Here is a 26,152-nt window from a genome sequence, read left to right as displayed (position 1 = left end):
TCGATCAGGGACTCCTTCTCGGCGAGGTCGACCAGCGCGCGCAGCTCCGCCTCGGTCAGCGGGCGATGTCCGCGTACCCGGCGATGTCCTCGGGCCGCCGCGGCCCGGGCCCCACATAGCGCGCCGACGGCCGCACCAGCCGCCCCGTCCGCTTCTGCTCGAGGATGTGCGCCGACCACCCCGCGGTCCGCGCACACGTGAACATCGACGTGAACATGTGCGCCGGCACCTCGGCGAAGTCCAGCATGATCGCGGCCCAGAACTCCACGTTCGTGGCGAGCACCCGATCCGGCCGACGGTTGTGCAACTCCTCCAGCGCCGCCTTCTCCAGCGCCTCGGCCACCTCGAACCGCGGGGCGCCCAGCTCACGGGCCGTACGCCGCAGCACCCGCGCGCGCGGGTCCTCGGCCCGGTACACCCGGTGCCCGAACCCCATCAGCCGCTCACCCCGGTCCAGCGTCTGCCGGACATACGCCTCCGCGTCCCCCGTGCGCTCGATCTCCTCGATCATCCCGAGCACCCGCGACGGCGCACCGCCGTGCAGCGGCCCGGACATCGCGCCCACCGCACCCGACAGCGCGGCGGCGACGTCCGCGCCCGTGGAGGCGATGACCCGGGCCGTGAACGTGGACGCGTTCATCCCGTGCTCGGCGGCGGACGTCCAGTAGGCGTCGACGGCCGCGACATGCTTCGGATCCGGCTCCCCCCGCCAGCGGATCATGAACCGCTCCACCACCGAGTTCGCCTTGTCGATCTCCCGTTGCGGCACCATCGGCAGCCCCTGCCCGCGCGCCGACTGGGCGACGTACGACAGGGCCATCACGGCGGCCCGGGCCAGGTCCTCCCGCGCCCGCCCCTCGTCGATGTCGAGCAGCGGCTGCAGCCCCCACACCGGCGCCAGCATGGCGAGCGCCGACTGGACGTCCACGCGGATGTCACCGGAGTGCACCGGGATCGGGAACGGCTCGGCGGGCGGCAGACCGGGGTTGAAGGCGCCGTCGACCAGCAGCCCCCACACGTTCCCGAACGAGACGTGCCCGACCAGGTCCTCGATGTCGACGCCCCGGTAGCGCAGGGCACCGCCCTCCTTGTCCGGTTCGGCGATCTCCGTCTCGAACGCGACGACACCTTCGAGCCCGGGTACGAAATCGGACATCAGGCGGCTCCTCGTGATGTGTGGGCGGCGGTCACCCCGGTGATGCCCCGATCCGCAGGTGGTCACCCGTGGTCAACCCGACCGCAAGGGGGAGCAGCACGATAACCCCCGGTGTCAAAGTTGGGGAGACCACACGACACTGAGTGCCATACCCGTTCGATACGGCAGGATGACCGCGTGACCGACCGCGACCCGCTTCGGGACCCCGTCCTCGACCCCGCCGCCATGCGCAAGCAGTACCGGGCCGACGGCCTCGTCGAGGAGGACCTCGCCACCCATCCCATGGACCAGTTCGCCCGCTGGTTCGAGGACGCGGCCCGGGCGACCCTGCACGGCACGATCTACGAACCCAACGCGATGGTCGTCTCCACGGCGGACGCGACGGGCCGCCCCAGCTCACGCACGGTCCTGATGAAGCAGTTCGACACCGACGGCTTCGTCTTCTACACCAACTACGACTCCCGCAAGGCCCGCGACCTCGCGCAGAACCCGCACGTCTCACTGCTCTTCCCCTGGCACCCGCTGGCCCGCCAGATCATCGTCACCGGCACCGCCCGGCGCACCGGCCGCGACGAGACCGCCGCCTACTTCCGCACCCGCCCGCACGGCTCCCAGCTGGGCGCCTGGGCCAGCGCCCAGTCCACGGTGATCGCCTCCCGCACCGAACTCGACACGGCCTACGCCGCCCTGGAGGCCCGCTACCCCGAGGACGAGCAGGTCCCCGTCCCACCGCACTGGGGCGGCTTCCGCGTCACCCCCGAGACGATCGAGTTCTGGCAGGGCCGCCACAACCGCCTCCACGACCGCCTGCGCTACGTGGCCCGGCCGAACGGCACCTGGAAGGTCGAACGCCTCAGCCCCTGACGGCACCGGAAAACGCAGACGACCCGCGGGCTGGGTTCCTCAAGGAGGAGCCGGCCGGACGTACCGGCAGCCCGCGGGTCGGGTGACTGCTTGAGACTGGGCCGGCTGCGTGTTCGCACACGCTGATCCGGCACCGCACATGGTGTGGTGACGGGCGCTAGCCCGCAGTCACCTCACGCGTCCGGTTTCCATACATCTGCCGAACCACCTCCCTTCTCGTGTAACCGACACCCTAAGAAGCGTCCGGGAGGTGCTCAACTGTTTTTTCGGGCCGCCTGTTCTCGGGGGACCGCGGCATTGATCCATGCCATCTTGCGGGAACAGGATGTGGGCTGTGTCACGTTCCAGTTGAATAAGGGCCAGTGAGCGAACCGAGCGCCGTGTCTACGTGCGCGGACGCGGCTTCCAGGGGGTCCAGGTGAGTGCTTCGCGGCGGAGTGGGACCACGGACGAGCTGGGGCCGGACGAGCCCGAGGAGCCGGGGGGCTCCGATCTGCTCGCCGCCCTGCTCGACGGGATGGACGCGGCCCTGTGCGCCTTCGACGCCGACGGGGTGGTGACGCACTGGAACCGGGAGGCGGAGCGGATTCTCGGGTGGACGGCCGCGGAGGCCGTGGGGCGGCACGGGTTCGCCGGGTGGGCGGTGCGCAGTGCCGACGCCGAGGAGGTGCAGGCCCGGCTGATGTCGGCGATGCACGCGCCGGGGCGGCAGGTGCACGAGTTCGCGCTGGTGACCAAGGGCGGGGGGCGGGTGCTCGTACGGACCCAGTCCGCCGCCGTGCGCGGGCCCGAGGGGAAGCCCGCCGGCCTGTACTGCGCGTTCAGCGAGGTGCACGCGCAGATCGACCTGGAGCGGTCGATCGCGCTGAGCGAGGCGCTGTTCGAGGACGCGGCCTGGGGTGTCGTGCTCGTCGACGCGGATCTGCGGCCCGCCGTGGTGAACGCGTACGCGGCGCGGTCGCTGGGGGTGGGGCGTGCGTCGGCGCTGGGCCGGCCGCTGGGTGAGCTGCTGGCGCAGGGCGCGGAGGAGCTGGAGGCCGCGCTGACGCATGTCCTGGCCGAGGGTGCCCCGCCCGCGCCGGCCGAGATGTGGGTGGCCGTGCGGACGACGCAGGGCGAGGCGCGGCGCTGCTGGCGGAGCGGGTTCCTGCGGCTGGCCTCGCCGCTCGCGGAGGAGCCGGTGCCGCTCGGTGTCGGCTGGCTGTTCCTGGACGTCACGGAGGCGAGGCAGGGGCAGCAGGAGGCGTCGTTGCTGCGGTTCCGGACGAATCAGCTGCACCGTGCGGCCCGGGCCGCGGCCGAGTGCGAGGATCCGGTGGAGGCGGCCACCGTCCATCTGGACTTCGCGCTCGCGGGCTTCGCCGACCACGCGCTGATCGACGGGGTGGCGGGCGGTCCGCACGTGGAGACCGGGGGCGCTTCGGACGCGGTCCGGCTGGTACGGCTCGCGGCCACGCCGGCGGGGGCGCCGGGACCGAGTCTGCTCACGGGCGCGGCGGGGCTGCCCGCACGCTACGAGGAGGGGCATCCGGCGCTGCAGTGCGTGCAGCGGGCCGGGAGTGTGCGTGCGGACGCCGGGTCGGTCCCGGCCGAGCGGGCGCGGGAGTGGGCGCTGGAGCGGCAGTGGCCCGGCGACGCGGTGCACGCGCTGTGCGCGGTGCTGCGGAGCCGGGGGCGGACGCTGGGCGTGGTGACGTTTCTGCGCGGTGCGGGCCGCAGCCGCTTCGAGCGGTCCGACATGGCCTACGCGGAGGACGTGGCCCTGCGGATCGCGGTGGCGCTGGACCTCGGTGAGGCGGTGCGCGGGCGGCCGGGGGAGCAGCCGTGGTAGGGCCCCGGTCACGGTTCCGGCGACGGTCTCGGTCTCGGTCCTGATCATGGTCACGGTTCCGGTTCCGGTTCCCGCGGTGGTGTCAGTGGCGGTAGAAGATCCGGTCGCCGTACTCCGTCATGACCCGGCCGTTCCACTCGTGTCCGCCGTCGACGTTGCCGGAGCGCAGCAGGGGCGGTTCGACGCCGCGGGCGGCGAGGGCGGCGGCGGTGGTGGCCATGACGGCCTGCAGCAGGGCGGTGGTGACGACCGTGGAGGCGGGGGCGAAGGGTGCCGGGATGGTGTCCAGGGTGAGTTCCGCGTCGCCGACGGCGATCTTGGAGTCGAGGACGATGTCGCAGTGGTCCTTGAGGAAGGTGCCGGTGGTGTGCCGGGACGTCGTCTCGGCGGCGTAGGCCACGGAGGTCACGCCGATGACGTGGATGCCGAGGGCGCGGGCGTGCAGGGCCATCTCGACGGGCAGGGCGTTGCGGCCGGACAGGGAGATGATCACCAGGGCGTCGCCGGCGCGGAGCGGTGAGGTGTCCAGGACGGCGCCGGCGAGGCCGTCCACGCGTTCCAGGGCGGAGCCGAGGGTGGCCGGGGTGACGTCGACGCCGACGACGCCGGGGACGGCGAGCAGGTTCATCAGGGCCAGGCCGCCGGCGCGGTAGACGACGTCCTGGGCGGCCAGCGAGGAGTGCCCGGCGCCGAAGGCGAACAGGCGGCCGCCGGCCGTGACGGTGTCGGCGAGCAGGGTGCCGGCGGCGGTGATGGCTTCGGCCTCCTCGTCGCGGACCCGTTGCAGCAGGCCGATGGCGGCGTCGAAGAACAGGTCGGCAGGCGTGCCGTCGCTCATGCGGTGCCCCTTCGCAGCGTCTGTGTCGCGGATCACGGTGCGGTCTGGACCAGTACGGTGTCAATACGGCCCGCACCACCGGGGCGGTCTCCGTTTTCCCGCTACCGCCCGGTTGTCAGTGGGATCCGGCAGAATTGACGGCAGGGCCAGCGCACGCCGGCCGGGCGGCCGGCACAGGTAATCGAGGGGCACGTATGTCCGGACTGATCGACACCACGGAGATGTATCTCCGCACCATCCTCGAACTCGAAGAGGAAGGCGTCGTCCCCATGCGCGCCCGCATCGCGGAGCGGCTGGACCAGAGCGGGCCGACGGTGAGCCAGACGGTGGCGCGGATGGAGCGCGACGGCCTGGTGTCCGTGGCCAGCGACCGGCACCTGGAGTTCACGGACGAGGGGCGCCGGCTGGCGACGCGCGTGATGCGCAAGCACCGCCTGGCCGAGTGTCTGCTCGTGGACGTGATCGGGCTGGAGTGGGAGCAGGTGCACGCGGAGGCGTGCCGGTGGGAGCACGTGATGAGCGAGGCCGTGGAGCGGCGCGTGCTGGAGCTGCTGCGGCACCCCACCGAGTCGCCGTACGGCAACCCCATCCCGGGCCTGGAGGAGCTGGGCGAGAAGGACGGGGCGGACCCGTTCCTGGACGAGGGCATGGTCTCGCTGGCCGATCTGGACGCGGGGGCGGACGGCAAGACGGTCGTCGTCCGCCGTATCGGCGAGCCGATCCAGACGGACGCGCAGCTGATGTACACGCTGCGGCGGGCGGGTGTGCAGCCCGGTTCGGTGGTGAGTGTGACGGAGTCGCCCGGCGGTGTGCTGGTGGGCAGCGGCGGCGAGGCGGCCGAGCTGGAGGCGGGCGTGGCCTCCCACGTGTTCGTCGCCAAGCGCTGAGACGTCGGAGGGCCCCGGCGCCTTGTGGCGCCGGGGCCTGTCCTCCCCTGTGCTGACCCGGAGCCCCGAGCTCCCAGGGTCATCCCCTTCGGACCGGCTTTTCCCCGAGCGGTCCGCCTCCCGCCAGAAGAGATCCCCTCGGCTGGGGCGATCATGCCCGGAGAGGTGTCACTCGAATGAGGGGTGTTGTCCGCAGATACGGAATCTTCGAATGGGCATTCGATAATCTGAGGCAGCTGGACGACGAGGCAGGCGGAGGCTGGGGGGTGCCAGGTCGATGGCACGGCGTATCGATGTGACGGGTGCAGGCGGGGTCCGCCTGGCCGCCTGGGAGTTCGCCGAGTCTCCGGAACCGGAGGCGGAGCCCGTCCCTCCGCCAACGGATCCGGGCGCCTCGGCGCAGGGCGCGCGGGAGGCGCCGGCGGAGCGGGACGGCGCTCCGGGGGCGCTGTTACTGCACGGCCTGATGGGCCGCGCCTCCCATTGGGCCGCCACCGCCCGCCGACTCGCCGGACGTCACCGCGCCGTGGCGCTCGACCAGCGCGGTCACGGCCGCAGTGACAAGCCCGCGCGGGCCGCGTACACCCGCGATGCCTATGTCGAGGACGCCGAGGCGGCCGTGGAACAGCTCGGCCTGGGCCCCGCGCTCCTCGTCGGCCACGCCATGGGCGCGCTGACCGCCTGGCAGCTCGCCGCCAAACGCCCCGACCTGGTGCGCGGTCTGATCATCTGCGACATGCGGGCTTCCGCGCTCGGCGCGGCCTCGCAGCGTGAGTGGGCCGACTGGTTCCGCTCCTGGCCCGTCCCGTTCGCCAGCCTGTCCGACGTCCGCCGGTGGTTCGGCGAGGACGACCCCTGGGTGGAGCGGCCCGACCCGGCGCGCGGCGCGTTCTACGCCGAGGTGATGCACGAGTGCGAGGACGGCTGGCGGCCCGTGTTCGAGCCGGAGCAGATGCTCAGCTCCCGGGAGACGTGGGTCTACGACGCCCACTGGGAGGAGCTGGCCCAGGTGCGGTGCCCGACGCTGGTGGTGCGCGGCGTGGACGGCGAGCTGGGCCGGGCGGAGGCGCAGGAGATGGTGCGGGTGCTGCCGCGGGGGCGGTACGCGGAGGTTCCCGACGCGGGGCATCTCGCGCACTATGACCTGCCGGCGGCTTGGTGGGCCGCTGTCTCGCCGTTCCTCGACGCGTTGCCCGGGGACTGAGTGCCCGGTTCTCGCCGTTCTGGAAGCGGTCGACCATGCGCTCGCGCGCCGGGACCGGGGTGCAGTCGTCCGCCGGGTCGCCGGTTCGCCGCCGACCGCGGGCCGTTCGCGGCCGGTCGCGCAGCTCCCCGCGCCCCTCGGGCCGACGCGCCGCAACCCCCGGCCCTCGGGCCGGCGCACCGCAATCCCCGCTCCTCGGGCCGGCGCGCCGCAATCCCGGGCCCTTGGGCTGGCGCGCTGTAATCCCGGGCCCTTGGGCTGGCGCGCCGCAATCCCCGCTCCTCGGGCTGGCGCGCTGCAATCCCGGGCCCTTGGGCCGGCGCGCTGCAATCCCGGGCCCTTGGGCCGGCGCGCCGCAATCCCCGCTCCTCGGGCCGGCGCGCTGCAACCCCCTGAGGGACGCGGGTGGCTGCCCGGGAAACCCGCCACGCGCCCTGTGCGCGCCGGCGAACCGGCAATCCGGCAGGCGGGTGGGCGTACCCGCTACCGGTCCCGGCCGCACGCGTAGGCGAGCGGCGAGATCAGCTCCTCCGCGTCCGGCAGCCACCGGTTCGCCGGGGTGGGCCGGCGGGCCCACTGCACCGCTCCGCGGGACCCGAACCGCGTGGGCGGAGCCGCCACGTACCCGCCCTCGCCCAGCGTCACCAGATCCAGCGACGACATCGACCAGCCGAGCTTGCGCACCAGGTCCGCCATCTTCGCCGACGCCCCCGGCAGTACGAAGAACTGCATCCGCCGGTCCGGCGTCAACGTGACCGGCCCGAGCGTCAGTTCCATCCGCTCCATCCGGGCCAGCGCCAGGAACCCCGCGCTCTCGGGGACGGACAAGGCGTCGAACGTCCGCCCCGTCGGCAGCAGGATCGACGCCGTCGGCTGCTTCTGCCACATCCGGCGCGCGACGGTCGCACTGCCGGTCGCCTGGGTCGCCCAGTCGGGGCGCGCGGGGTGCGCGCCCGGCGCAGGGCAGGTCGCGTCGTCGCACGAGCAGCGCTGCACCCCGTCGACCGCTTCCAGCCAGGTGCCCGGGAACACGTCCCAGTGCCGCTCCTCGGCGTACCGTACGGCGGTCTCCAGCAGCGATTCCCCGCGCTGCTGCGGAATCTGGCCGGAGATCTGAGTGTTCTGGGCGCCCGCGATCGTCTCTTCCACGCCTCACTCAACTCCCGCACTCACCTTGGGTTACGGCTGTAGCGCGCGCGGGGGAGGAGCATCGATTCGGCAGTCGGGGCGCATGGGTGCACGTCCGGGGGCGCGCGGGAGGAAGCCGGGCGTGAGGTGGGTAGCCAGGGCTGGGGAGTGGCAACAGCCTTTACCCCGGCAAACCGCACATGTCGTGCATTGACGGTATGTCAGCTGGGCAGTGATCTTCCCGACCGGATCGTCTCGGCCGGGTTCACCCGACCGGAAATTCACGCTCCAGGGGATCGCAACGCAGGGGGTAAGCACATGGCCGCAAGGCCTCTCGTGGCGAGGCAGCCGAACGAACGGCTGCAGGCACTCATCCAGGAAGCGGGGTGCTCCAACGCCGGGCTGGCCCGGCGGGTCAACATGTGCGGCGCCGAGCACGGACTCGACCTGCGCTACGACAAGACGTCCGTGGCCCGCTGGCTGCGCGGCCAGCAGCCGCGGGGCCGGGCCCCGGCGGTCATCGCCGAGGCGCTCGGGCGCAAGCTCGGCCGTACGGTCACGATCGACGAGATCGGCATGGCCAACGGCAAGAACCTCGCCTCGGGGGTCGGCCTCCAGTTCTCGCCGACGGTACTGGGGGCCATCGAGCAGGTCTGCGAGCTGTGGCGCAGCGACGTGGGGCGCCGGGACTTCCTGTCCGGCTCCTCCGTCGCGGCCTCCGCGCTGGTCGAGCCGAGCCGTGACTGGCTGATCTCGGCGCCGGACGCCCAGGTGGCCAGGCAGGCCGGTCCGCGGGTGGGCCAGGCCGACGTGGCCGCCGTCCGGTCCATGACGCAGGCGCTGGTGGACCTCGACCACCAGTACGGCAGCGGGCATGTGCGCCCGGTCGTCGTGCACTACCTGAACAGCGTCGTCTCCGGGCTGCTCGCGGGCTCCTACCGGGAGGCGGTCGGCCGGGAACTGTTCGCGGCCGTCGCCCGGTTGACGGAACTGGCCGGGTACATGGCCGTCGACACGGGCCAACCGGGCCTGGCGCAGCGGTACTACATCCAGTCGCTGCGGCTCGCGCAGGCCGCCGGGGACCGCGGGTACGGCGGTTACATCCTCGCCGCGTCCATGAGCCACCTCGCCGCGCAGCTCGGGAACCCGCGCGAGATCGCCCAGTTGGCGCGGGCGGCGCAGGAGGGCGCGCGCGGGCATGTGACTCCGCGCGCGGAGGCGATGTTCCACGCCGCCGAGGCGCGCGGGCACGCCCTGCTCGGCGACGTACGCGCGGCGCAGGCGTCCGGCGGGCGGGCGGTCGCGGCGATGGAGCGGGCGGACGGCTCCTCGGGTGCCGATCCGGCGTGGATCACGCACTTCGACGAGGCGTACCTGGCCGACGAGTTGGCGCACTGCCACCGTGACCTCGGGCAGGCCGAGGAGGCGGCGCGGTACGCCGAGCAGTCCCTGGCCGGGCACCCCGGGTCCCGGGCCCGCCGGCGCGCCATCGGCTATGTGCTGCTCGCCACGGCCCAGGTGCAGCAGCGCGAGATCGAGCAGGCCTGCAACACCGGTCTGAAAGCGGTGGAGTTGCTGGAGACGCTCCGCTCCAACCGGGGCGCCGAGTATCTGGACGACCTCCAGCAGCGCCTGGAGCCGTTCCGGGACGAGGCGGTGGTGAGGGAGTTCGGGGCGCGCCTCGATCTCCAGCAGGCCGCCTGAACCGCAGACCGCCTGAACCGCGGACCGCCTGAACAGGGGCCCCGCGGCCCGGTGAACTCGCGGCAAACGGCACCCGGCGTGCGCCGGGTGCCATAGAACAGCGCATCGCGGGGCGGTTCTGTTACCGCTGTCACAGGAAGGAAGATCACGCCCTGAGCTGCGTGGCACCCGGCTCGGGGGACCCGGTAGCGTGAGCCGACGATTCACAAGGTCCCCCATTAGTAGGAGTCCCGGTGACGCAGAGTGGACAGGGCGAGGAGCCCTCGGCGCGGCCCGCGCGCGAAGGCATCGTGCTGCCCTCCGACGGAGGCGAGCCCCTGTTGCCGGGCATGACCGCGACGCCCGCGCCCGCCGGTCCGGCCGGCGGGCAGGGATGGGGCGGTACCTGGGGCCCCGAGCAGCAGGCGCCCCAGCAGGGCCAGAGCTGGCCCCCGGCGGCCCCGCAGTGGTCCGGCGCCGAGGAGCCACCGGCGGCCACGGGCGCCGGCCCGCTGCCTCCGGAGGGCGCCCCGGCCCCGTCGTACGGCGGCCAGACGCCCGCGTACGGCGGTCAGGCACCCGCCGGGTATGACGGCCAGGCACCCGCGTACGGCGGTCAGGCCCCTTCCTTCGGGCAGCCCCCGGCCCACGCCCCCGGCGGTCAGGCCGGTCCCGGCGCCTACGGCGCGGCGCAGCAGCCCGCGTACGGTACGCCGGACCCCTACCAGCAGCACCAGCAGCAGCACCAGCAGCACCAGCAGCAGCACCAGCAGCACCAGCAGCACCAGCCGCAGCAGCAGCACGACCAGCCGCAGCAGCACGGCCAGCAGCCGTACCCGGCGCAGCCCGCCGCCCCGCTGCCGGACGCCTATCCGGCCACGGGTGCCCCGCTGCCCCCGACGGCCGACGCCGCGACCCAGTACATTCCGCCGGTCCCCGCCGGGCCGGGCGGCTCCGGCGGCCCCGGGCACGAGGGCGCCACCCAGTACCTGCCGCCCGTGCAGGCCGCGCCGGCCGACGGCGCGACCCAGTACATCCCGCCGGTCGCCGGGCACGAGGCGGCCACCCGGTACATCCCGCCGGTGACCCCCGGCGCGCTGCCGCCGGAGCAGGCGGGCGAGGAGACGCGGTACCTCGGCCAGGTGCCCCGGCAGGCGGCGCCCGCGCCCTCCGACGCGGAGGCCACGCAGTACATACCGCCCTACGCCGGCCAGGCCGGCCAGGCGCAGGGGGCGGACCGGCAGCCGCCCGCCGAGTTCGACAACCTCTTCCGCGGCGGACCGGCGGCCGACGACAGCCCGGCCGGCTCCACCCAGCAGCTGCCGCTCGTCCAGCAGCCGGACGCCTACCCCGGCCCGGACGCCTACCCCGGCCCGGCGCAGTCGTCGTACCGCCCGGCGCAGCCGTCGTACGACGCGGAGCCGGACGGCGGCGGGCGGCGCGGTGGCCGCTCGCGGGTGCCGCTGATCGCCGCCGTGGGCGTCGGCCTCGTCGTGGTCGGGGTCGGCGCGGGCGCGCTGCTCAGCGGTGGCGGCGGCACGGACCAGGGCGGCGACGGCAAGGACCAGACGGTCGCCGCCACCTCTCCGGCCACCCAGGACTCCGCCTCGCCCGCCGTCGACCCCGCCCGGCAGCAGGCGGTCGAGCTGGACAAGGTGCTCGCGGACAGCGGCAGCAGCCGGGCCTCGGTGATCCAGGCGGTGGCCGACGTCAAGCAGTGCGACAACCTCGACCAGGCCGCCGGCAACCTGCGGGACGCGGCCGGGCAGCGCAACGAGCTGGTCGCCCGGCTCGGCCGGCTGACCACGGACAAGCTCCACGCCCAGGGCCAGCTGAGGGACGCCCTGACCAAGGCCTGGCAGGCGTCCGCGGCGGCGGACAACCACTACGCGGCCTGGGCCGGCCAGGCCAAGAGCCACAAGGTCTGCCGCAAGGGACACGCCCGCGTCACCAACGAGACGCAGGCCGGCAACCGGGAGAGCGGCACCGCCAGCGAGCAGAAGGCGAAGGCGGCGGCGCTGTGGAACACGATCGCGCGGAAGTACGGACTGACCCAGCGCCAGCCGACCCAGCTGTGACGGCCGGCGCCGCCGTGAGGGGCCCCGGCACCGGGGTCCGTCACGGCACGTCCGCGTGCTCCAGGATGGTGGTCATGTCGGCGATGCCGTCGTCGCCGCCGATGCCCTTGCGGGCCGCGACCAGCCTGCCGTCCTGAACCACCTGAAGGGTGACGTCGGCGTTGACCAGCCGCGGGAAGCCGACCCCGGCGAGCTTGCTCTCGTAGGGCCAGTGCAGGGGCGGGGTGAGGCCGCCGGTGGAGACCCGCAGGCCGTCGTTGAGGGTACGTCGCACGGTGTCGGCGCTCACCTCGCCGCCGCCGATCTTCTCCAGGACGGCCTTGAGCACGGTGTAGGCGATCCACGTGGTCTGCACGCCGGCGTCCGCGGGGTCGATGCGGTTGTCGCCGAAGGCCTCCTCGTTGATCACCTTCTTCATCGGGTCCCAGCGGGAATCCGAGGCCACCGGGTACCAGCCGGTGATGTACGCCCCCTCGTACGGCCCGGAGGCCCCGCCCGTGGTGTTGATCACCGTCTGGTCGACGCTGCCGAGCACGGTCGCGGTGCGTACGGCCGGGTAGCTCGCGCGGGCCCGCCGGAAGGAGTCCATGAAGGTGTCGGTGCGGTCCCCGAGCGCGGGCACCACACAGCCCTTCCGCGTCACGTCCTGGGTGGCGTAGCGCAGCGCCTGGTCGGCCTGGGCGCCGTACTCGGTGGCGTCCTCGGCGGCGAGACGGTCGCCGGCGTCGGAGTGGCCGCCGGACCTCAGTCCCGAGTCGAGCATCGCGGGCAGCTCGTCGCCGGCGATGCTGTCGGGGCGGACCAGGGCGACGTTGCCGCAGCCGGCGTTCGCGAGGGCCTTGCCGAGACCGGCCAGGAGGGTGGGCTGGCCGCCGTTGACCGGGTAGGACATGGCGCCGGTGAACTCGTCGTTGGTGACGCCGTAGCCGCCTATGTAGGGGATGCCGGCGCCTTCCAGCGGGGCGAGGTAGGAGTCGCCGAACTGGCTGTAGGAGCCGACGACCGCGACCACGTTCTCGTCCGCCGCGCGCCGGGCGCACCTCGCGGCGCCCACGCTGTCGTTGTGGTCGTTGCAGGTCAGTACCTGGAGTCTGCGGCCGTTGACGCCGCCGTGGCTGTTGATCCACTTCGCGTAGGCGAGGGCCATCGCGGGCATGCCGGGCTTGTTGGTCGCGTCGGTGTCCTGGGGGGCCCAGGTCATCACCTTGACCGGGTCGTCCCCGGAGCCCCCCGTGGCACCGGGGACGACCCCGCATGAGGCGGCGAGCGACGCACAGACGGCCACGGCGCCCACGGTGAGGGCGATGGCTCTGACGGGGCGCGGGAGTGTGATGCGAGGGGTACTGCGAGTGCGTCGCCTGCCGGTCATGTACACGCACCATTCCCTCACACCACTAACCGTGGAGTGACTGTCGGTCAACGAGGGGTGACATGGAGGTGAATTACGGGGGTCCGTGATGCCGGTGCCGCGAAGAACGTACGATCGATGACCGTGCAAGGTTCGGAGAACACTTCCCGTCGCGGCCGTCGCTCCTCCACCATGGGCGGCATGCCCCTGAACGACATGCCGTGGTGGCGGTGGCGCAGCAACGTGCGCTCGGCGCTGCACATGCTCTCCGACCCGGCGTTCCAGCGGGACGTCTGGCTGGCCGGCACGGACGGCTACGGTGACGTCACGGACGCCGTGTACCGGCTGGTGGAGGACACCTGGCTGGACAACTGGTCGGCGGAGAAGTACGTCGGCACGATATTCCGGGACTCGCAGGAGGCGGCGCTCGTCGACACCGCCGTGCTGCGGGTGCTGCGCATCATGCACCAGGTCGGCCCGGACGCCCCGGTCACCGCGTACGTGGAGCACGCCGGCTGGCCGGACGCGGTGCAGGCGGCGCGCGACGCGCACGTGCGGATGTCGGTGAGCGACGGGGAGGACCCGGACACGCCGCCGAAGAGCCTGGAAGTGCTGCGGATCGTGACGAGGTCCGCGTAGCGGACGGCGGCATACCGGCGGGTGGCCGGTATGGGACCCTGTAGTGCATGACTGAGCAGTCCGCCTCCTCCGCCGCAGCACCGGCCGACCAGTACGTCCTCACGCTCTCCTGCCCGGACAAAAAGGGCATCGTGCACGCCGTGTCCAGCTATCTGTTCATGACCGGCTGCAACATCGAGGACAGCCAGCAGTTCGGCGACCATGACACGGGGCTGTTCTTCATGCGCGTGCACTTCTCGGCCGAGGCGCCGGTGACGGTGGACAAGCTGCGGGCGAGCTTCGCCGCGATCGGTGACTCGTTCCACATGTCCTGGCAGATCAACCGGGCCGACCAGAAGATGCGCATCGTGCTCATGGTCAGCAAGTTCGGGCACTGCCTGAACGACCTGCTGTTCCGGGCGCGCATCGGGGCGCTGCCGGTGGAGATCGTGGGCGTGGTGTCGAACCACACCGAGTTCGAAGAGCTGGTGGGCTCCTACAACATTCCCTTCCACCACATTCCGGTCACGAAGGACACCAAGGCGGACGCCGAGGCGCGGGTGCTGGAGATCGTGCGGGAGGAGAAGGTCGAACTGCTCGTCCTCGCCCGCTACATGCAGGTGCTCTCGGACGACCTGTGCAAGCAGCTCAGCGGCCGGATCATCAACATCCACCACTCGTTCCTGCCGAGTTTCAAGGGCGCGAAGCCGTACCACCAGGCCCACGCCCGGGGCGTGAAGCTGATCGGGGCGACGGCGCACTACGTCACCGCGGACCTGGACGAGGGGCCGATCATCGAGCAGGAGGTCGAGCGGGTCGGGCACGACGTGACGCCGGACCAGCTGGTCGCCATCGGCCGGGACGTGGAGTGCCAGGCCCTGGCGCGGGCGGTGAAGTGGCACGCGGAGCGGCGCATCCTGCTCAACGGCCGCCGGACGGTGGTGTTCGCGTAGGACCCCGGCCCCGCGCGGGGCGGTGTGGCTACTCGGGCACCGTGAAGTAGCGGGCGAACGCCGGGACGACGTCCGGCTCGCCGACCCTTCCGTCGCCGTCGGTGTCGAGGGCGGCGGCGGTCGTCTCGGCGAGGCCGTCCGGTACGTGCAGAACCCGCAGCACGCGTGCGGTGTCGGCGATGTCGAGGTGGCCGTCGCCGTCCGTGTCGGCCACCGCGAGGGCCGCGTGCAGGAAGGGACGGGCGATCTCGGCGAAGCGGTCGGGGTTGTCCCGCAGCCGCTTGACCGCGCCGGTGACGAACTCGTCGCGGGTGATGCGCTGGTCGCCGTCCCGGTCGGCGATGCCGGCCATGCCCTGCCAGAACGCCTCCGCGCCGGAGTACAGCGCCTGCCCCTTGTCGGAACGGGCGGGTACGGCGAACTCGGCGAGCAGCGCCTTGGCCGCCGCGTTGAAGTCACCGCGGTCGATGTAGCCGTTGCCGTCCTGGTCGAAGGTGGCGAACCGGGCCGCGATCCTGCGCTCGTACTCGGTGCTGACCATGTCTGTTCGGACCGCCTTACGTGAGGCTCGTGCATGAGGGTCTTGCCGGTCGCCGGGGCGACCTGGCTGGGAGCGTACGACGTGGACGGCGTCGGGCGGCGGAAAACGGGCGACTGTGCCAAGACCGGGGGAATGCCGGGACATCAGTGTGGCCGGATCGCGGGGGCGTGACGGCCGTTCAGGCGGAGAGCGGGCCCGCCTCGTCCGTGGTCGCGGAGCCGAGGTCGGGGTGGACGTCGAAGAGCCGCCGGACGCCGAGCGCGCCGAGGACACGGTTGACGTGCGAACCGTCCTCGGCGCCCCGGTCCGGCAGGATCAGCCGCAGCCGGCCCTGACAGGAGCGGATCAGCCGGCGGGCGGCGATGAGCACGCCGACCCCGCTGGAATCGCAGAAGAACACGTCGGAGAGGTCCACGACGAGGCTGTGGTGTCCCTCCGCGACGACGTCGTGCACGCGCTGGCGCAGCACCGGTGAGGTCATCAGGTCCAGCTCCCCGGACACCCGGAGCACGGCCCACGCGCCTTGTTCGTCGTCGGTCACATTGAATGCCACGGCCACGCCCCTCCGCTCGCCGGATCCCGCGGAACCGCCCGGAAACGGAAGCAGTTCCTACGTTTCATTCCGCGCGGCTGCCCAGCGGCCGTTCCCTGAAACGCGACGCGGCAAACGGGGAGTGATCAACAAGGAGCTTCTTTCGGTCACTATCGATCCTCTTTGATCAAAGATGCGCGCACCTCGTGTGGAGGTTGTGTGAAGAGGGCACTATCACCTGCGACGCTCCCGGGGGCGCACATTGACACAAAGGGGCGTGCGTTGTCGGACGTGCCGACTACATTCGAGGAGAGCAGGACCGACAAGCTGGACGCGCCGGGCACGGTGAGGGGAGGGGACCGCATGGCCAGGAAGGACGTACCGCCCCGCTGGGACCGCAAGATGCAGCAGCGGCTCGCCCGCGGTGAGGCGGCCGCCCTCGGCGAGCTGTACGACCGGTTCGCCTCGCTCGTGCACAGCCTCGCCCACCGTGTCCTCGGCGACGAGCGGGCCGCCGACGCCATCACCCGCGAGGTCTTCACCCACGTCTGGGAGCACCCCGAGACCTACGACCCCAAGCAGGGCCCGCTGCGCTCCTGGGTCGCCGCGGTCACACACCGGGTCGCCGTGCAGCGGCTGCGCGACCGGGAGGAACGGGAACAGCCGCGGCGCGAGGAACTGGAGAGCACGGTCCGCCGCGCCTCGGTCGCCGCCCGCGCCGACTTCATCGTCCACTCCTTGCCCGCCCCGCTGCGCGCCGCCCTGGACTCGGCCTACTTCCAGCGCCGCGACTACCGCCAGACCGCGGCCGACCTCGGCGTCACCGAGGACGAGGCCCGCCGCCGGCTCCGCCTCGGCCTCCAGCTGCTCTCCACCGCCCACGACGCGGGCACACCGCCGGGATACCGGGGTGCGGTGTGAGCGGCGCGGGCTGGTTCGAGGCACACGAGGGCCGCGACGGCCGTGCGGGCCGTGGCGGCGGAGGCGCGGGGGACTCCCCGGGCGACGCCGGCGGCGCCGGAGCGGCCCCGCGCATACCCACCGCCCCGCGCCTCCGTGGAGGACAGCGGGCACCCGCTGCCCGGCCTCGCCGACCTGGGGGACCTCGCACCCGTGCCGCTCGCCCTCTCGCACGACGTCCTGAAGTCGCTGCTCGGCGCCTGGGCGCTGGCCGCGTGCTCGGCCGCGGAGGCGGCGGCCGTGGAAGAGCACCTGGGCGACTGCGGCGGATGCGCCGACGAGGCCCGCAGGCTGCGTGAGGCGGTCGGCCTGCTGCACCAGCCGGAGAGCCTGGACCTGGACCCCGCTCTGCGCACCCGCGTGCTGGAGAGCTGCCTGAGCCGTCGGCCGCCGCGCATCCCGGTGCCCGAGTGGGCGGCGCCGTACGACGCCGAGACCGCCCGACTGGACGCGCTGCTGCAGGACTTCGGGGAGGCGGAGTGGCATGCGCCGGTACGCCTGCGGTGGTTCGAGGACGACACCGCGACGAGCCGTCGTACGACGGTCGCCGGGGTGATCGCGCACCTGCTGTCGGTGGACGGGCTGATCGCCGCGGCGCTCGGTCTGACGGACCCGCTGGCCGACGTCGCCGGGGCGGCGCAGCCGGGTGCCCTCGGTCCGGCCGGCCGCACGGAGGCGTTCTGGCGGGCCTCGCACTTCCCGCCCACGTGCTCGGTGCGGGGGCCGTGGCGGGAGCAGAGCCACAGCCTGGTGCGGACGGTGTCCTTCACCGGCGGCCACGCGGGCGGACTCGGGGTCCCCTACGGTGACTTCGCGCTGCCGCTGCACGACGCGATGCTGGACCGCGCCTTCGAGTGCTGGGTGCACGCCGAGGACATCGCGGAGGCGGTGGACTACCCGTACCAGCCGCCGGCGCCACGGCACCTCAACCGGATGATCGACCTGGCGGCCCGCCTGCTGCCGACGGTGCTCGCCGAGCGCCGGCGCGCGGGCCTGTCCGAGCCGGGCCGCCGGACCCCGCACCTGGTCCCGGCCGGCGCGCCCGGCCGCAGCCTGCGGCTGGAGATCGAGGGCGCGGCCGGGGGCGAGTGGCTGATCCCGCTGGACTCGCCGGCGGCGGTGGGCTCCGCGGACCTCGAGGTGGCCCATGTGGCCCTGGACGGCGTGGAGTTCTGCAAGCTGGCCGCGGGTCATGTGTCGCCGGAGGAGACGGCGGTCGGCCAGGACGGCGACCGCCAGGCGATCAGGGACGTGCTGTACGCGGCGGCGAGCATGAGCCGGATGTGACCGGAACCGACGACGGCACTCGGCACCGGGGCGGGTCAGCCCTGGCGCGGCGGTGCTGAGAAGCGCTCCCGGAGCTTGTACTTCAGCACCTTGCGCAGGGTGTCGTTGCGCGGCAGGGCGTCCAGCACCTCCAGCCGTTCCGGCAGCTTGTGCACGGACAGTCCTTCCGCCCGGAGGAAGGACACGACCTCCGGCAGGGTCGGGCCGGCCGTCCCCGCCGCCGGTTCGATCACCGCGCAGACCAGTTCGCCGCGCTCGGCGTCCGGGAGGCCGATCACGGCCGCGTCGGCCACCGCCGGGTGCGCGGCCAGCAGGTCCTCGATCTCCCTGGCGGAGATGTTCTCGCCCTTGCGGATGATCACGTCCTTCAGGCGGCCGGTGAGGACCAGATGGCCGGACTCCGTCATGTGCCCCAGGTCGCCCGTGCGCAGGAAGCCGTCGGCGTCGAAGGCCGCGGCCGTCTCGGCGGGGTCCAGATAGCCCTGGCAGACGGCCTCGCCGCGCAGCCGTATCTCGCCGTCGACGATCCGGACCTCCATGCCGGCCGGCGGGCGGCCCTCGGTCGTGGCCAGGTTCTCGGCGGTGTCCCACGGGTCCCCCATCGTGATCATCGGGACCTCCGTCATGCCGTAGCCGTGGGTGAGCTGGACGCCCATCTCGCGGACCACGGCGCGGTACAGCCCGGGCGGCTTGGGGGCGCCGCCGCCCGCGAGCAGGCGCAGGGTCGGGATCACCTTCTCGCCGGGCTGTCTGCGCTGCTCGGCCAGGAACAGGGAGTAGAAGGCCGTGGAGCCGCCGGCGACGGTCACCCCGTGCCGCCGGTACTCCGCCAGCGCGCCGGGGAGCGCGAAGTGCTCGGACATCACCGCGGGGAAGCCGTAGAGCAGGAGCATCACCGTGTAGTCGGGGCCGGCTATGTGGGCGTACGGAAAGGCCATCGAGCCCACGTCGTCCGCGGACAGCCGCAGCGCGTGCGCCAGGCAGGAGCCGCCCGCGATCAGGGAGCGGTCCGTGTGCAGTACGCCCTTGGGGTCGGAGGTGGTGCCCGAGGTCCAGTAGATCCAGCGCGCCGAGGTGCCCTCGGCGGGCGGCGGGGGCAGGACGGACGGGTCGCCGTCGGGCAGGGTGCCGTACGCCTCGAACACGCCTCTGGCGCCGAGGCGACGGGCCATCTCCGTGTGGTCGTGGCCGCGCCAGACGCCCGGTACGGCGAAGAACTCCGCCTTCGAGGCGCGCAGGGCGAAGCCGACCTCCCGGTCCCGGTAGTAGGGGATGACCGGGGACTGTACGGCGCCCAGGCGGGCCAGCGCGAAGGACAGCAGGGCGGCCTCGATGCGGGTGGGCAGCTGCCAGGCGACCACCGTGCCGGGACGTACGCCCATGCCGTACAGGCCCGCCGCGACACGTTCGGCCCGCGCGCGCAGTTCGCCGAAGGTCAGCCGGCGGCCGGCCTGGAGGAGGACGGGGCGGTCGGGGGTGACGGCGGCGCGCCGGGCGACCAGCTCCCACAGTGTGCGGGCGGTGCCCAGGGTGTGCGGGGTCTCGTTCACGGCTGCCCCCTGCTTGGCTGACGACTCGTCAGGTGACATGCTATCTGACGGGCCATCAGATAAGCAGGCCCAGTCGAGTACCGTCCGGCGGAGGGGACCCATGGCCACCGAACTGCCCCGCATCATCAGCGTCGACGACCACGTGATCGAGCCCGCCCACCTCTTCGAGACCTGGCTGCCCGCCAGGTACCGCGACCGTGGCCCCAAGCCGCTGACCGCCGGGATCGGGGAACTGGCCTACGTCGGCGGCAAGTACCAGATCACCATGGACCCGCAGGGCCAGCCGACGGACTGGTGGATCTACGAGGACCTGAAGTTCCCGTACAAGCGCAACATCGCCGCCGTCGGCTTCGACCGGGACGAGATGACCCTGGAGGGCATCACCCGGGAGCAGATGCGGCGCGGCTGCTGGGACCCCGGGGCCCGGCTGGAGGACATGGACCTCAACCACGTCGAGGCCAGCCTCTGCTTCCCGACCTTCCCGCGCTTTTGCGGGCAGACCTTCGCCGAGGCCCACGACAAGGAGGTCGCCCTCGCCTGTGTGCGCGCCTACAACGACTGGATGGTGGAGGAGTGGTGCGGCGACAGCGGCGGCCGGCTGATCCCCCTGTGCCTGATCCCGCTGTGGGACGTGGAACTGGCGGTCGCGGAGATCCGGCGCAACGCCGCGCGCGGGGTGCGGGCCGTCACCTTCTCCGAGATCCCCACCTACCTCGGGCTGCCCTCCATCCACTCCGGCCACTGGGACCCGTTCTTCGCCGTCTGCCAGGAGACCGGCACGGTCGTCAGCATGCACATCGGCAGCAGTTCCCAGATGCCCGCCGCCTCCCCGGACGCCCCGCCCGCCGTCCAGGCCTCCCTGAGCTTCAACAACGCGATGGCCTCGATGATGGACTACCTCTTCAGCGGGGTGCTGGTGAAGTTCCCCCGGCTGAAGCTCGCCTACTCCGAAGGGCAGATGGGCTGGATCCCGTACGCCCTGGAGCGCGCCGACGACGTGTGGGAGGAGCACCGCGCCTGGGGCGGGGTCAGGGACCTGATCCCCGAACCGCCGTCGACGTACTACTACCGGCAGATCTTCTGCTGCTTCTTCCGCGACAAGCACGGGGTCGCGTCCCTGGACGCCGTCGGCCGCGACAACGCCACCTTCGAGACCGACTACCCGCACGTCGACTCGACCTTCCCGCACACCAAGGAGGTCGCGCTCGACCATGTGAAGGGCCTGGACGACGAGACCGTGTACAAGCTGATGCGGGGCAACGCCATCCGCATGCTGGGCCTGGACCTCGACGCCTGATGGACCTCTCGGACACGCCCGAGGAGGAGGAGTTCCGGGCCCGGCTGCGCGAGTGGCTCGCCGGGACGCTGCCCACCCTGCCCGCCGAGCCGTCCCCGGACGACTGGCCCGGCCGCCGCGCCTACGACCTCGGCTGGCAGCGGATGCTCTACGACGCCGGGTACGCCGGCGTCCACTGGGACGCCTCCCCGACCCTGCGGATGGTCTTCCTGGAGGAGACCGAGAAGGCAGGGGCGCCCTATGTGGGCGCCAACTTCGTCGGACTGCTGCACGCCGGGCCGACGATCGCCGCCGAGGGCACCGCCGGACAGCGGGCCCGCTGGCTGCCGCCGATCCTGCGCGGCGAGCAGGTGTGGTGCCAGGGGTTCAGCGAACCGGACGCCGGATCCGACCTCGCCTCGCTGCGCACACGCGCGCGCAGGGACGGGGACGTGTACGTGGTGACCGGGTCCAAGATCTGGACCTCGCACGCCGAAGTCGCCGACTGGTGCGAACTGCTGGTCCGCACCGACCCGGACGCCCCCCGGCACCGGGGCATCACCTGGCTCGCGCTCCCCATGGACGCCGACGGCGTCACCGTGCGGCCGCTGCGCACCCTCGCCGGCTCGGCGGAGTTCGCCGAGGTGTTCCTCGACGAGGTGCGGGTGCCGGTCGCCAACCGGGTGGGGGAGGAGAACGACGGCTGGCGCGTCACCATGGTCACCCTCTCCTTCGAACGCGGCACCGCCTTCGTCGGCGAGGTCGTCGCCTGCCGCCGGATGCTCGGCGAACTCGCCCGGACGGCCCGGGGGAACGGACGGTGGGACGACCCGGCGCTGCGCCGCCGGCTGGGCCGGCTCGACGCGGAGTTCCGGGCGCTGTGGCGGCTGACCCAGTGGAACGTCAGCGAGGCGGAGGCGAGCGGCGGGATGCCGGGCGTCGGCGGCTCGGTCTTCAAACTCCGCTACTCGCACGCACGCCAGGAGCTGTACGACACCGCGGCCGAGGTCCTCGGCCCGGACGCCCTCGACCTGGACCGGCCCTGGGTGCTCGACCGGCTGTCCTCGCTGTCGTACACCATCGCCGCCGGCACCTCGCAGATCCAGCGCACCATCGTGGCCGAGCGGATCCTCGGCCTGCCGAGGGGGAGATGACGTTGCGCTTCCGGCTCACGGACGACCAGCGCGCGCTGCGCAAGGGTGTGCGCGAGCTGCTGGCCCGGCGCTTCGGGCGGGAGGCGCTGCGCGCCGCCGTCGACGCCCCGGGCCGGCTGGACCGGACGCTGTGGCGGGCCCTCGGGGAGGCGGGGTTCTTCGCGCTGCGGCTGCCCGAGGCGGACGGCGGGGTCGGGCTGGGGCTGCCGGAGGCCGTGCTGGTCTTCGAGGAGGCGGGCCGGGCCCTGCTGCCCGGTCCGCTCGTGGCCACGCATCTCGCGGCCGGCAGTGTGCCCGGCGCGGCGCACGGCGAGACGGTCGTGGCGGCCGTCGACGGCGAGCTGGCGGAGTGGCTGGACGCGGCGGACGTCGTCCGCGGCGACGCCTCCGGTGCGGTACCGCTGCGGTCGGTGGACCCCCTCACACCCCTGCACCGCGTACCCGCCACGCGCACCGACCCGTGGTCCGCCCTCGCGGGTACGGGGGACGTCGCGGCCGGTACCGCAGAACCCGTGGCCGGTACGGGGAACTCCCTCGCCGGTGTCCCGGGTCCGTCCGGCGGTGCTTCGGGCGCCCTCCTCGGCTGTCCGGACCCCGTCGCCGTGCTTCTCACCGCCGCCGAACAACTGGGCACGGCCGGACGGGTGTGCGAGCTGGCTGTGGAACACGCCCGGGCCAGGGAGCAGTTCGGGCGGCCGATCGGCGCCTTCCAGGCCGTCCAGCACCTGTGCGCGGACCTGCTGGTGCGGGCCGAGACCGCGCGGGCCGCCGTCTACGCCGCCGCCGTGACCGCCGACCCGGCCGACATCGCCGCCGCCCGGCTGCTCGCCGACGAGGCCGCCGTACGGGGGGCCCGCGACTGCCTCCAGGTGCACGGCGGCATGGGGTTCACCTGGGAGGCGGATGTCCATCTGCACCTGAAGCGGGCCTGGGTGCGGGCGTGGCGGGCCGGGGGAAGCGCGCGGAGTGAGGAACTGCTCGCCGCCGCCCTGGCGGGCTGAGCCGCCGGTGGCCGCCCGGCCCGTGCCGCCCGAAAAGCTTTGGCCCACGATGTCGCGGATCGTGGCGGAGCGGGTTCACGGAGCGTCGATACCCGGTTGTGTCCTTCGCTTGACTCGTCACGGCCCGGAGTCGGGTACCCGCTCCGGTACCTTGTGGGAGATGCGAGTGGCTGCGCGTACGAGCCGTGCCGACGGTGCCCCTGGGGCGGTGCCGATCAGCGCGTTGCGCGCCGCTGCTCGCGGGGCGGTCCGGGCCGTTGCCCCCGCCTGTTCGACTCCCCGGCGAGAGCGTCGCACAGTATGCCCTACGCGTACTCCTTCGTGCGGGAATATGCCCGAAGCGCTTGTTGGGGTGACTGTACGTCAACCATGCTGTCTCGCAAGGGAGTCACAGTCCGTGATCCTTGCTCTGGCCGTTGTTCTGGCCATGCAGAGAATGGCTACGATCGTGGCCCTCGTCGTGATCGTCGCCGCGGCCGACGCCGTGGCGCGCGGACGGCGTGGGGACATGTGTCCGCCGGTTCGGATGGTGTGAGCGGTGCAGGTGCTTCAAGTGCAGCTGGAGATCCGGCCCGACCCCGCGGAGGTGGGGCGGGCCCGGAGGTGGGCGCGCTCGCGGCTCGCCGGGTCGGGGATAACGGCCGACGAGCCGTTGGCCGAGACCCTGATCCTGCTCGTCTCCGAGCTGGTGACCAACGCTGTCGTGCACACCGGCCGGCCGGCCGTGCTACGGCTCTGCCTGCCCGGCCCGGTGGCCGAGAACGGGGCGTCGGCCACGGTGCGGGTCGAGGTGGCCGACACCAGCACCCGCGCGCCGGTGCCGCGTTGCGCCGACGACGACGCGACCGGCGGCCGGGGTCTGGCCCTCGTGGACTGTCTCGCCGACCGCTGGGGCTGGAGCGCCGAGGACGCCGGCAAGAGCATCTGGTGTGAACTGGACCGCTGTGCGCAGTCCCGGCAGAGCGCGGCGATGGCGTACGGGGGCGGACTGTCCGCGTACGAGGATCTCGCCTTCGAAGCGGTGTAACGCACCCCGGCCGTGATGCGCCGGGGGTGCAACCGTGCGCGGGTCGCGCGAGCAGGGTGTCGCAACACGCGCGCGTACCGGCGTTGACGTCGCCCGGGCACCTGATCAGGCTTGTGGGCGTCGATTCGCCGCGAGGGGACGGTGAGGGCCCGGCTGCCCTGGGCCCTTGTCGAGTGTGGGTCGCATCGGGTGGCGGCGCGTGCGTGACCGTGGGGGGAGGCGCGCCGCCAGCCGCAGACCCGCCGCCGCTGTTCACAGGACCGCCACCGGTGCCACGGGCGTGCCCGTCGCGCCGACGAAGGGTTCCGGCATCGCCGACAGCAGGAACGCGTACCGGCCCGTTTCTCCACAGGCTGTGGACAACTCTTCGAGATTCCAGTTCTGGCCCTGGAGCAGCCCCATCTCCACCAGGTGCAGCGCGTGCACGGGCAGCCACAGATTCTCGATCTCGGGCGGAAATATCTCAAATGTGAGCGTGTCGTTCGCGACGGCGGCCACATCGCGCGCGTGGAACCACTCCGGGCAGCGCACCGAGAGGCCCGGCGACGGATAGCCGTAGCCCTGCCTGTCCCCGGCCAGGTACACCTGCATCTGTCCCGTCCGCACCAGCGCGATGTCGCCGGCCCGTACCCGCACCCGGCCGTACTCCTCGGCCGCCGCCAGATCCTGGGGCGTCACCGCGTGGCCGCCCGCCAGCCGGTCCACGCCGCGCGCGCGTGCCACGTCCAGCAGCACCCCCCGCGAGACGAGGTGCCGCACCTTGTCGATGCCGCTGAACTCGGCGCCGCCGTGCGCGGTGACCGTCCCCGCCGGGCGGCCGTTGTAGAGCCTGCCGGAGTGGGAGACGTGGGTCAGCGCGTCCCAGTGGGTGCCGGCCTGCAGGCCCATCGTCACCGCGTCGTCGCTGCACGCCACCGTGCCCGGGCCGAACAGCTCCTGGTTGAGCTGCACCATCGCGTGCAGGGGGTTCACCCGGCCCGGGATCATCCCCGTCTGTACGCCGTCCTGTCGCAGGGGCAGGGCGAGGGGGACGCGGTGACCCGTGCGCACCTCACCGGCCGCCGCCCGCACGACCTCGTCCGTGACCAGGTTCAGGGTGCCGATCTCGTCGTCGGCGCCCCACCGTCCCCAGTTGTTCACGCGCCCCGCGATCTCCTGGAACTCCTGCGGCAGTGTCATCCGGTGCCTCCCCGGGGCTTGTGTCCGTGCGTCCGACGGGCCATAAAATCTAACGGTCCGTCAGAAACCGCGGGAAGGGGCCGGTCGTGGGGAACTTCTTGGCAGGCAAGGTCGTCGCCGTGACGGGCGCCGGCCGCGGGATCGGACGGGCGGTCGCGCTGGCGGCGGCGGCCGAGGGGGCGAAGGTCGTCGTCAACGACTACGGCGTCGCCGTGGACGGCGCCTCGCCCACCAGCGAGGTCGCCGAAGCCGTCGTCAAGGAGATCGAGGCGGCGGGCGGCGAGGCCGTCGCGGTCGCCGACGACATCTCCACCATGGCGGGCGGCCGACGGGTCGTGGACAGGGCGGTGGAGTCGTACGGCCGTATCGACGGTGTCGTGTGCGTGGCCGGCATCCTGCGGGAGCGGATGCTGTTCAACATGACCGAGGAGGAGTGGGACCCGGTCGTCGCCACCCACCTGAAAGGCACCTTCACCGTGTTCCGGGCCGCCTCCGCCGTGATGCGCAGGCAGCGGTCGGGCACCCTCATCGGCTTCACCAGCGGCAATCACCAGGGCTCCGTCTCCCAGGCCAACTACAGCGCGGCAAAAGGCGGGATCATCTCGCTCGTGCGCAGCGCGGCGCTCGGCCTGCACAAGTACGGGGTGACCGCGAACGCGGTGGCGCCGGTGGCACGGACGCGGATGTCGGCGAACGTGCCGACGGCCCTGACGGAGATCGGGGAGCCGGAGGACGTGGCCGCGCTGGTGGTGTACCTGCTGTCCGAGCGGGCCGCCGGGGAGGGCATCACCGGGCAGGTGTACACGATCGCCGGGCCGAAGATCGCGGTCTGGGCCCAGCCGAGGGAACTGCGCTCGGCCTATGCCGAGGGCTCCTGGACCCCGGAGCGGATCGCGGAGTTCCTGCCCGGCTCGGTGGGGGTGGACCCGATGCCGATGCTGTCGCGGCTTGCGGCGATGGAGTCGGCGGCGCGGGACGGCACCCGGCCGAACGCCGACAGGCCCTAGGGCCTGTCTGACAATTCCCGTCTGCCTCGCGACGCCATGCACGCACTCTC

At 72.9% G+C, this 26,152-nt stretch carries 24 protein-coding genes; 16 read left to right on the top strand and 8 right to left on the bottom strand.

The features are described 5' to 3' along the window. Positions 1–55: 55 nt before the first annotated feature. Entirely contained in the window at positions 56–1,156 is a 1,101-nt protein-coding gene (locus AB0B40_RS35085) for a citrate synthase 2 (RefSeq protein ID WP_345051223.1), read from the bottom strand. A 177-nt stretch (positions 1,157–1,333) separates the two neighbouring features. Between AB0B40_RS35085 and pdxH the strand changes: the two genes are divergently transcribed. Beyond that, on the top strand, positions 1,334–2,020 hold the full coding sequence (gene pdxH, locus AB0B40_RS35080) for a pyridoxamine 5'-phosphate oxidase (RefSeq protein WP_345051220.1): 687 nt from the start codon (positions 1,334–1,336) through the stop codon (positions 2,018–2,020). A gap of 418 nt (positions 2,021–2,438) precedes the next feature. Next, on the top strand, positions 2,439–3,851 hold the full coding sequence (locus tag AB0B40_RS35075; protein ID WP_362267557.1) for a PAS domain-containing protein: 1,413 nt from the start codon (positions 2,439–2,441) through the stop codon (positions 3,849–3,851). Positions 3,852–3,933: 82 nt separating this feature from the next. Here AB0B40_RS35075 and AB0B40_RS35070 read toward each other — a convergent pair whose 3' ends face one another. After that, the gene (locus AB0B40_RS35070) at positions 3,934–4,689 is read right to left on the bottom strand and encodes an SIS domain-containing protein (RefSeq protein WP_345051216.1); all 756 of its coding nucleotides are present in this window, start codon (positions 4,687–4,689) and stop codon (positions 3,934–3,936) included. A 194-nt stretch (positions 4,690–4,883) separates the two neighbouring features. Between AB0B40_RS35070 and AB0B40_RS35065 the strand changes: the two genes are divergently transcribed. Continuing rightward, on the top strand, positions 4,884–5,576 hold the full coding sequence (locus AB0B40_RS35065; RefSeq protein ID WP_345051214.1) for a metal-dependent transcriptional regulator: 693 nt from the start codon (positions 4,884–4,886) through the stop codon (positions 5,574–5,576). 277 nt (positions 5,577–5,853) lie between these two features. Continuing rightward, positions 5,854–6,780, top strand: coding sequence for an alpha/beta hydrolase (locus AB0B40_RS35060; protein WP_345051212.1), 927 nt, complete (start codon positions 5,854–5,856; stop codon positions 6,778–6,780). 483 nt (positions 6,781–7,263) lie between these two features. On the opposite strand, the gene AB0B40_RS35055 is transcribed toward AB0B40_RS35060, so the two are convergent. Next, entirely contained in the window at positions 7,264–7,929 is a 666-nt protein-coding gene (locus AB0B40_RS35055) for a bifunctional DNA primase/polymerase (protein ID WP_345051209.1), read from the bottom strand. Positions 7,930–8,226: 297 nt separating this feature from the next. Here AB0B40_RS35055 and AB0B40_RS35050 point away from each other — a divergent pair, with 297 nt between their 5' ends. Next, the gene (locus AB0B40_RS35050) at positions 8,227–9,612 is read left to right on the top strand and encodes a transcriptional regulator (RefSeq protein ID WP_362267553.1); all 1,386 of its coding nucleotides are present in this window, start codon (positions 8,227–8,229) and stop codon (positions 9,610–9,612) included. A 233-nt stretch (positions 9,613–9,845) separates the two neighbouring features. After that, positions 9,846–11,669 carry a hypothetical protein gene (locus AB0B40_RS35045; RefSeq protein ID WP_362267550.1) on the top strand — a complete coding sequence of 608 codons (1,824 nt, stop codon included), beginning with the start codon at positions 9,846–9,848 and terminating at the stop codon, positions 11,667–11,669. A gap of 40 nt (positions 11,670–11,709) precedes the next feature. Here the strand turns inward: AB0B40_RS35045 and AB0B40_RS35040 are convergent, their stop codons facing one another. Then, positions 11,710–13,038 carry an ABC transporter substrate-binding protein gene (locus tag AB0B40_RS35040; protein WP_362267547.1) on the bottom strand — a complete coding sequence of 443 codons (1,329 nt, stop codon included), beginning with the start codon at positions 13,036–13,038 and terminating at the stop codon, positions 11,710–11,712. Between the two features lie 117 nt (positions 13,039–13,155). Here AB0B40_RS35040 and AB0B40_RS35035 point away from each other — a divergent pair, with 117 nt between their 5' ends. Together AB0B40_RS35035 and purU are read left to right on the top strand one after the other, a co-directional pair. Next, positions 13,156–13,656 (top strand): hypothetical protein, encoded by a 501-nt coding sequence (locus tag AB0B40_RS35035; protein ID WP_345051199.1) that lies wholly within the window; start codon positions 13,156–13,158, stop codon positions 13,654–13,656. A gap of 47 nt (positions 13,657–13,703) precedes the next feature. Then, entirely contained in the window at positions 13,704–14,588 is an 885-nt protein-coding gene (gene purU, locus AB0B40_RS35030; RefSeq protein ID WP_345051196.1) for a formyltetrahydrofolate deformylase, read from the top strand. Positions 14,589–14,616: 28 nt separating this feature from the next. Here the strand turns inward: purU and AB0B40_RS35025 are convergent, their stop codons facing one another. Next, a complete protein-coding gene (locus tag AB0B40_RS35025) occupies positions 14,617–15,129 on the bottom strand; it encodes an EF-hand domain-containing protein (protein WP_362267545.1) in 513 nt (170 codons plus the stop codon). Positions 15,130–15,307: 178 nt separating this feature from the next. After that, positions 15,308–15,688, bottom strand: coding sequence for an STAS domain-containing protein (locus AB0B40_RS35020; RefSeq protein WP_345051190.1), 381 nt, complete (start codon positions 15,686–15,688; stop codon positions 15,308–15,310). A gap of 336 nt (positions 15,689–16,024) precedes the next feature. On the opposite strand from AB0B40_RS35020, the gene AB0B40_RS35015 reads away from it, so the two are divergent. Both AB0B40_RS35015 and AB0B40_RS35010 read left to right on the top strand, forming a co-directional pair. Continuing rightward, the gene (locus tag AB0B40_RS35015) at positions 16,025–16,582 is read left to right on the top strand and encodes a sigma-70 family RNA polymerase sigma factor (protein ID WP_362267562.1); all 558 of its coding nucleotides are present in this window, start codon (positions 16,025–16,027) and stop codon (positions 16,580–16,582) included. 42 nt (positions 16,583–16,624) lie between these two features. Beyond that, positions 16,625–17,908: a zf-HC2 domain-containing protein gene (locus AB0B40_RS35010; RefSeq protein ID WP_362267543.1), complete on the top strand. Its 1,284-nt coding sequence runs from the start codon at positions 16,625–16,627 to the stop codon at positions 17,906–17,908. A gap of 35 nt (positions 17,909–17,943) precedes the next feature. On the opposite strand, the gene AB0B40_RS35005 is transcribed toward AB0B40_RS35010, so the two are convergent. Beyond that, positions 17,944–19,458 (bottom strand): AMP-binding protein, encoded by a 1,515-nt coding sequence (locus AB0B40_RS35005; RefSeq protein WP_362267540.1) that lies wholly within the window; start codon positions 19,456–19,458, stop codon positions 17,944–17,946. A gap of 100 nt (positions 19,459–19,558) precedes the next feature. Between AB0B40_RS35005 and AB0B40_RS35000 the strand changes: the two genes are divergently transcribed. The 5 genes from AB0B40_RS35000 (at position 19,559) to AB0B40_RS34980 (ending at position 23,916) form a co-directional block, all read left to right on the top strand. Then, entirely contained in the window at positions 19,559–20,755 is a 1,197-nt protein-coding gene (locus AB0B40_RS35000; protein ID WP_345051183.1) for an amidohydrolase family protein, read from the top strand. Then, on the top strand, positions 20,755–21,888 hold the full coding sequence (locus tag AB0B40_RS34995) for an acyl-CoA dehydrogenase (RefSeq protein WP_362267538.1): 1,134 nt from the start codon (positions 20,755–20,757) through the stop codon (positions 21,886–21,888). The genes AB0B40_RS35000 and AB0B40_RS34995 overlap by 1 nt, the downstream gene beginning before the upstream one ends. Before the next feature lie 2 nt (positions 21,889–21,890). Next, positions 21,891–22,889, top strand: coding sequence for an acyl-CoA dehydrogenase family protein (locus tag AB0B40_RS34990; protein ID WP_362267560.1), 999 nt, complete (start codon positions 21,891–21,893; stop codon positions 22,887–22,889). 397 nt (positions 22,890–23,286) lie between these two features. Next, the gene (locus AB0B40_RS34985) at positions 23,287–23,424 is read left to right on the top strand and encodes a hypothetical protein (protein ID WP_362267535.1); all 138 of its coding nucleotides are present in this window, start codon (positions 23,287–23,289) and stop codon (positions 23,422–23,424) included. Between the two features lie 18 nt (positions 23,425–23,442). Continuing rightward, on the top strand, positions 23,443–23,916 hold the full coding sequence (locus AB0B40_RS34980; protein ID WP_345051461.1) for an ATP-binding protein: 474 nt from the start codon (positions 23,443–23,445) through the stop codon (positions 23,914–23,916). A 252-nt stretch (positions 23,917–24,168) separates the two neighbouring features. Here AB0B40_RS34980 and AB0B40_RS34975 read toward each other — a convergent pair whose 3' ends face one another. Beyond that, complete coding sequence (locus AB0B40_RS34975; protein WP_362267533.1) at positions 24,169–25,095, bottom strand: cyclase family protein; 927 nt, start codon at positions 25,093–25,095, stop codon at positions 24,169–24,171. Between the two features lie 86 nt (positions 25,096–25,181). Between AB0B40_RS34975 and AB0B40_RS34970 the strand changes: the two genes are divergently transcribed. After that, positions 25,182–26,102 (top strand): SDR family NAD(P)-dependent oxidoreductase, encoded by a 921-nt coding sequence (locus tag AB0B40_RS34970; RefSeq protein WP_345051173.1) that lies wholly within the window; start codon positions 25,182–25,184, stop codon positions 26,100–26,102. Positions 26,103–26,152 lie beyond the last annotated feature (50 nt).

The organism is Streptomyces sp. NPDC042638 (assembly GCF_040647235.1).
GTDB classification, from domain to species: domain Bacteria; phylum Actinomycetota; class Actinomycetes; order Streptomycetales; family Streptomycetaceae; genus Streptomyces; species Streptomyces rameus.
Note: the sequence above shows the minus strand (reverse complement) of the source record. Positions and strands in the feature narration are given on the sequence as shown.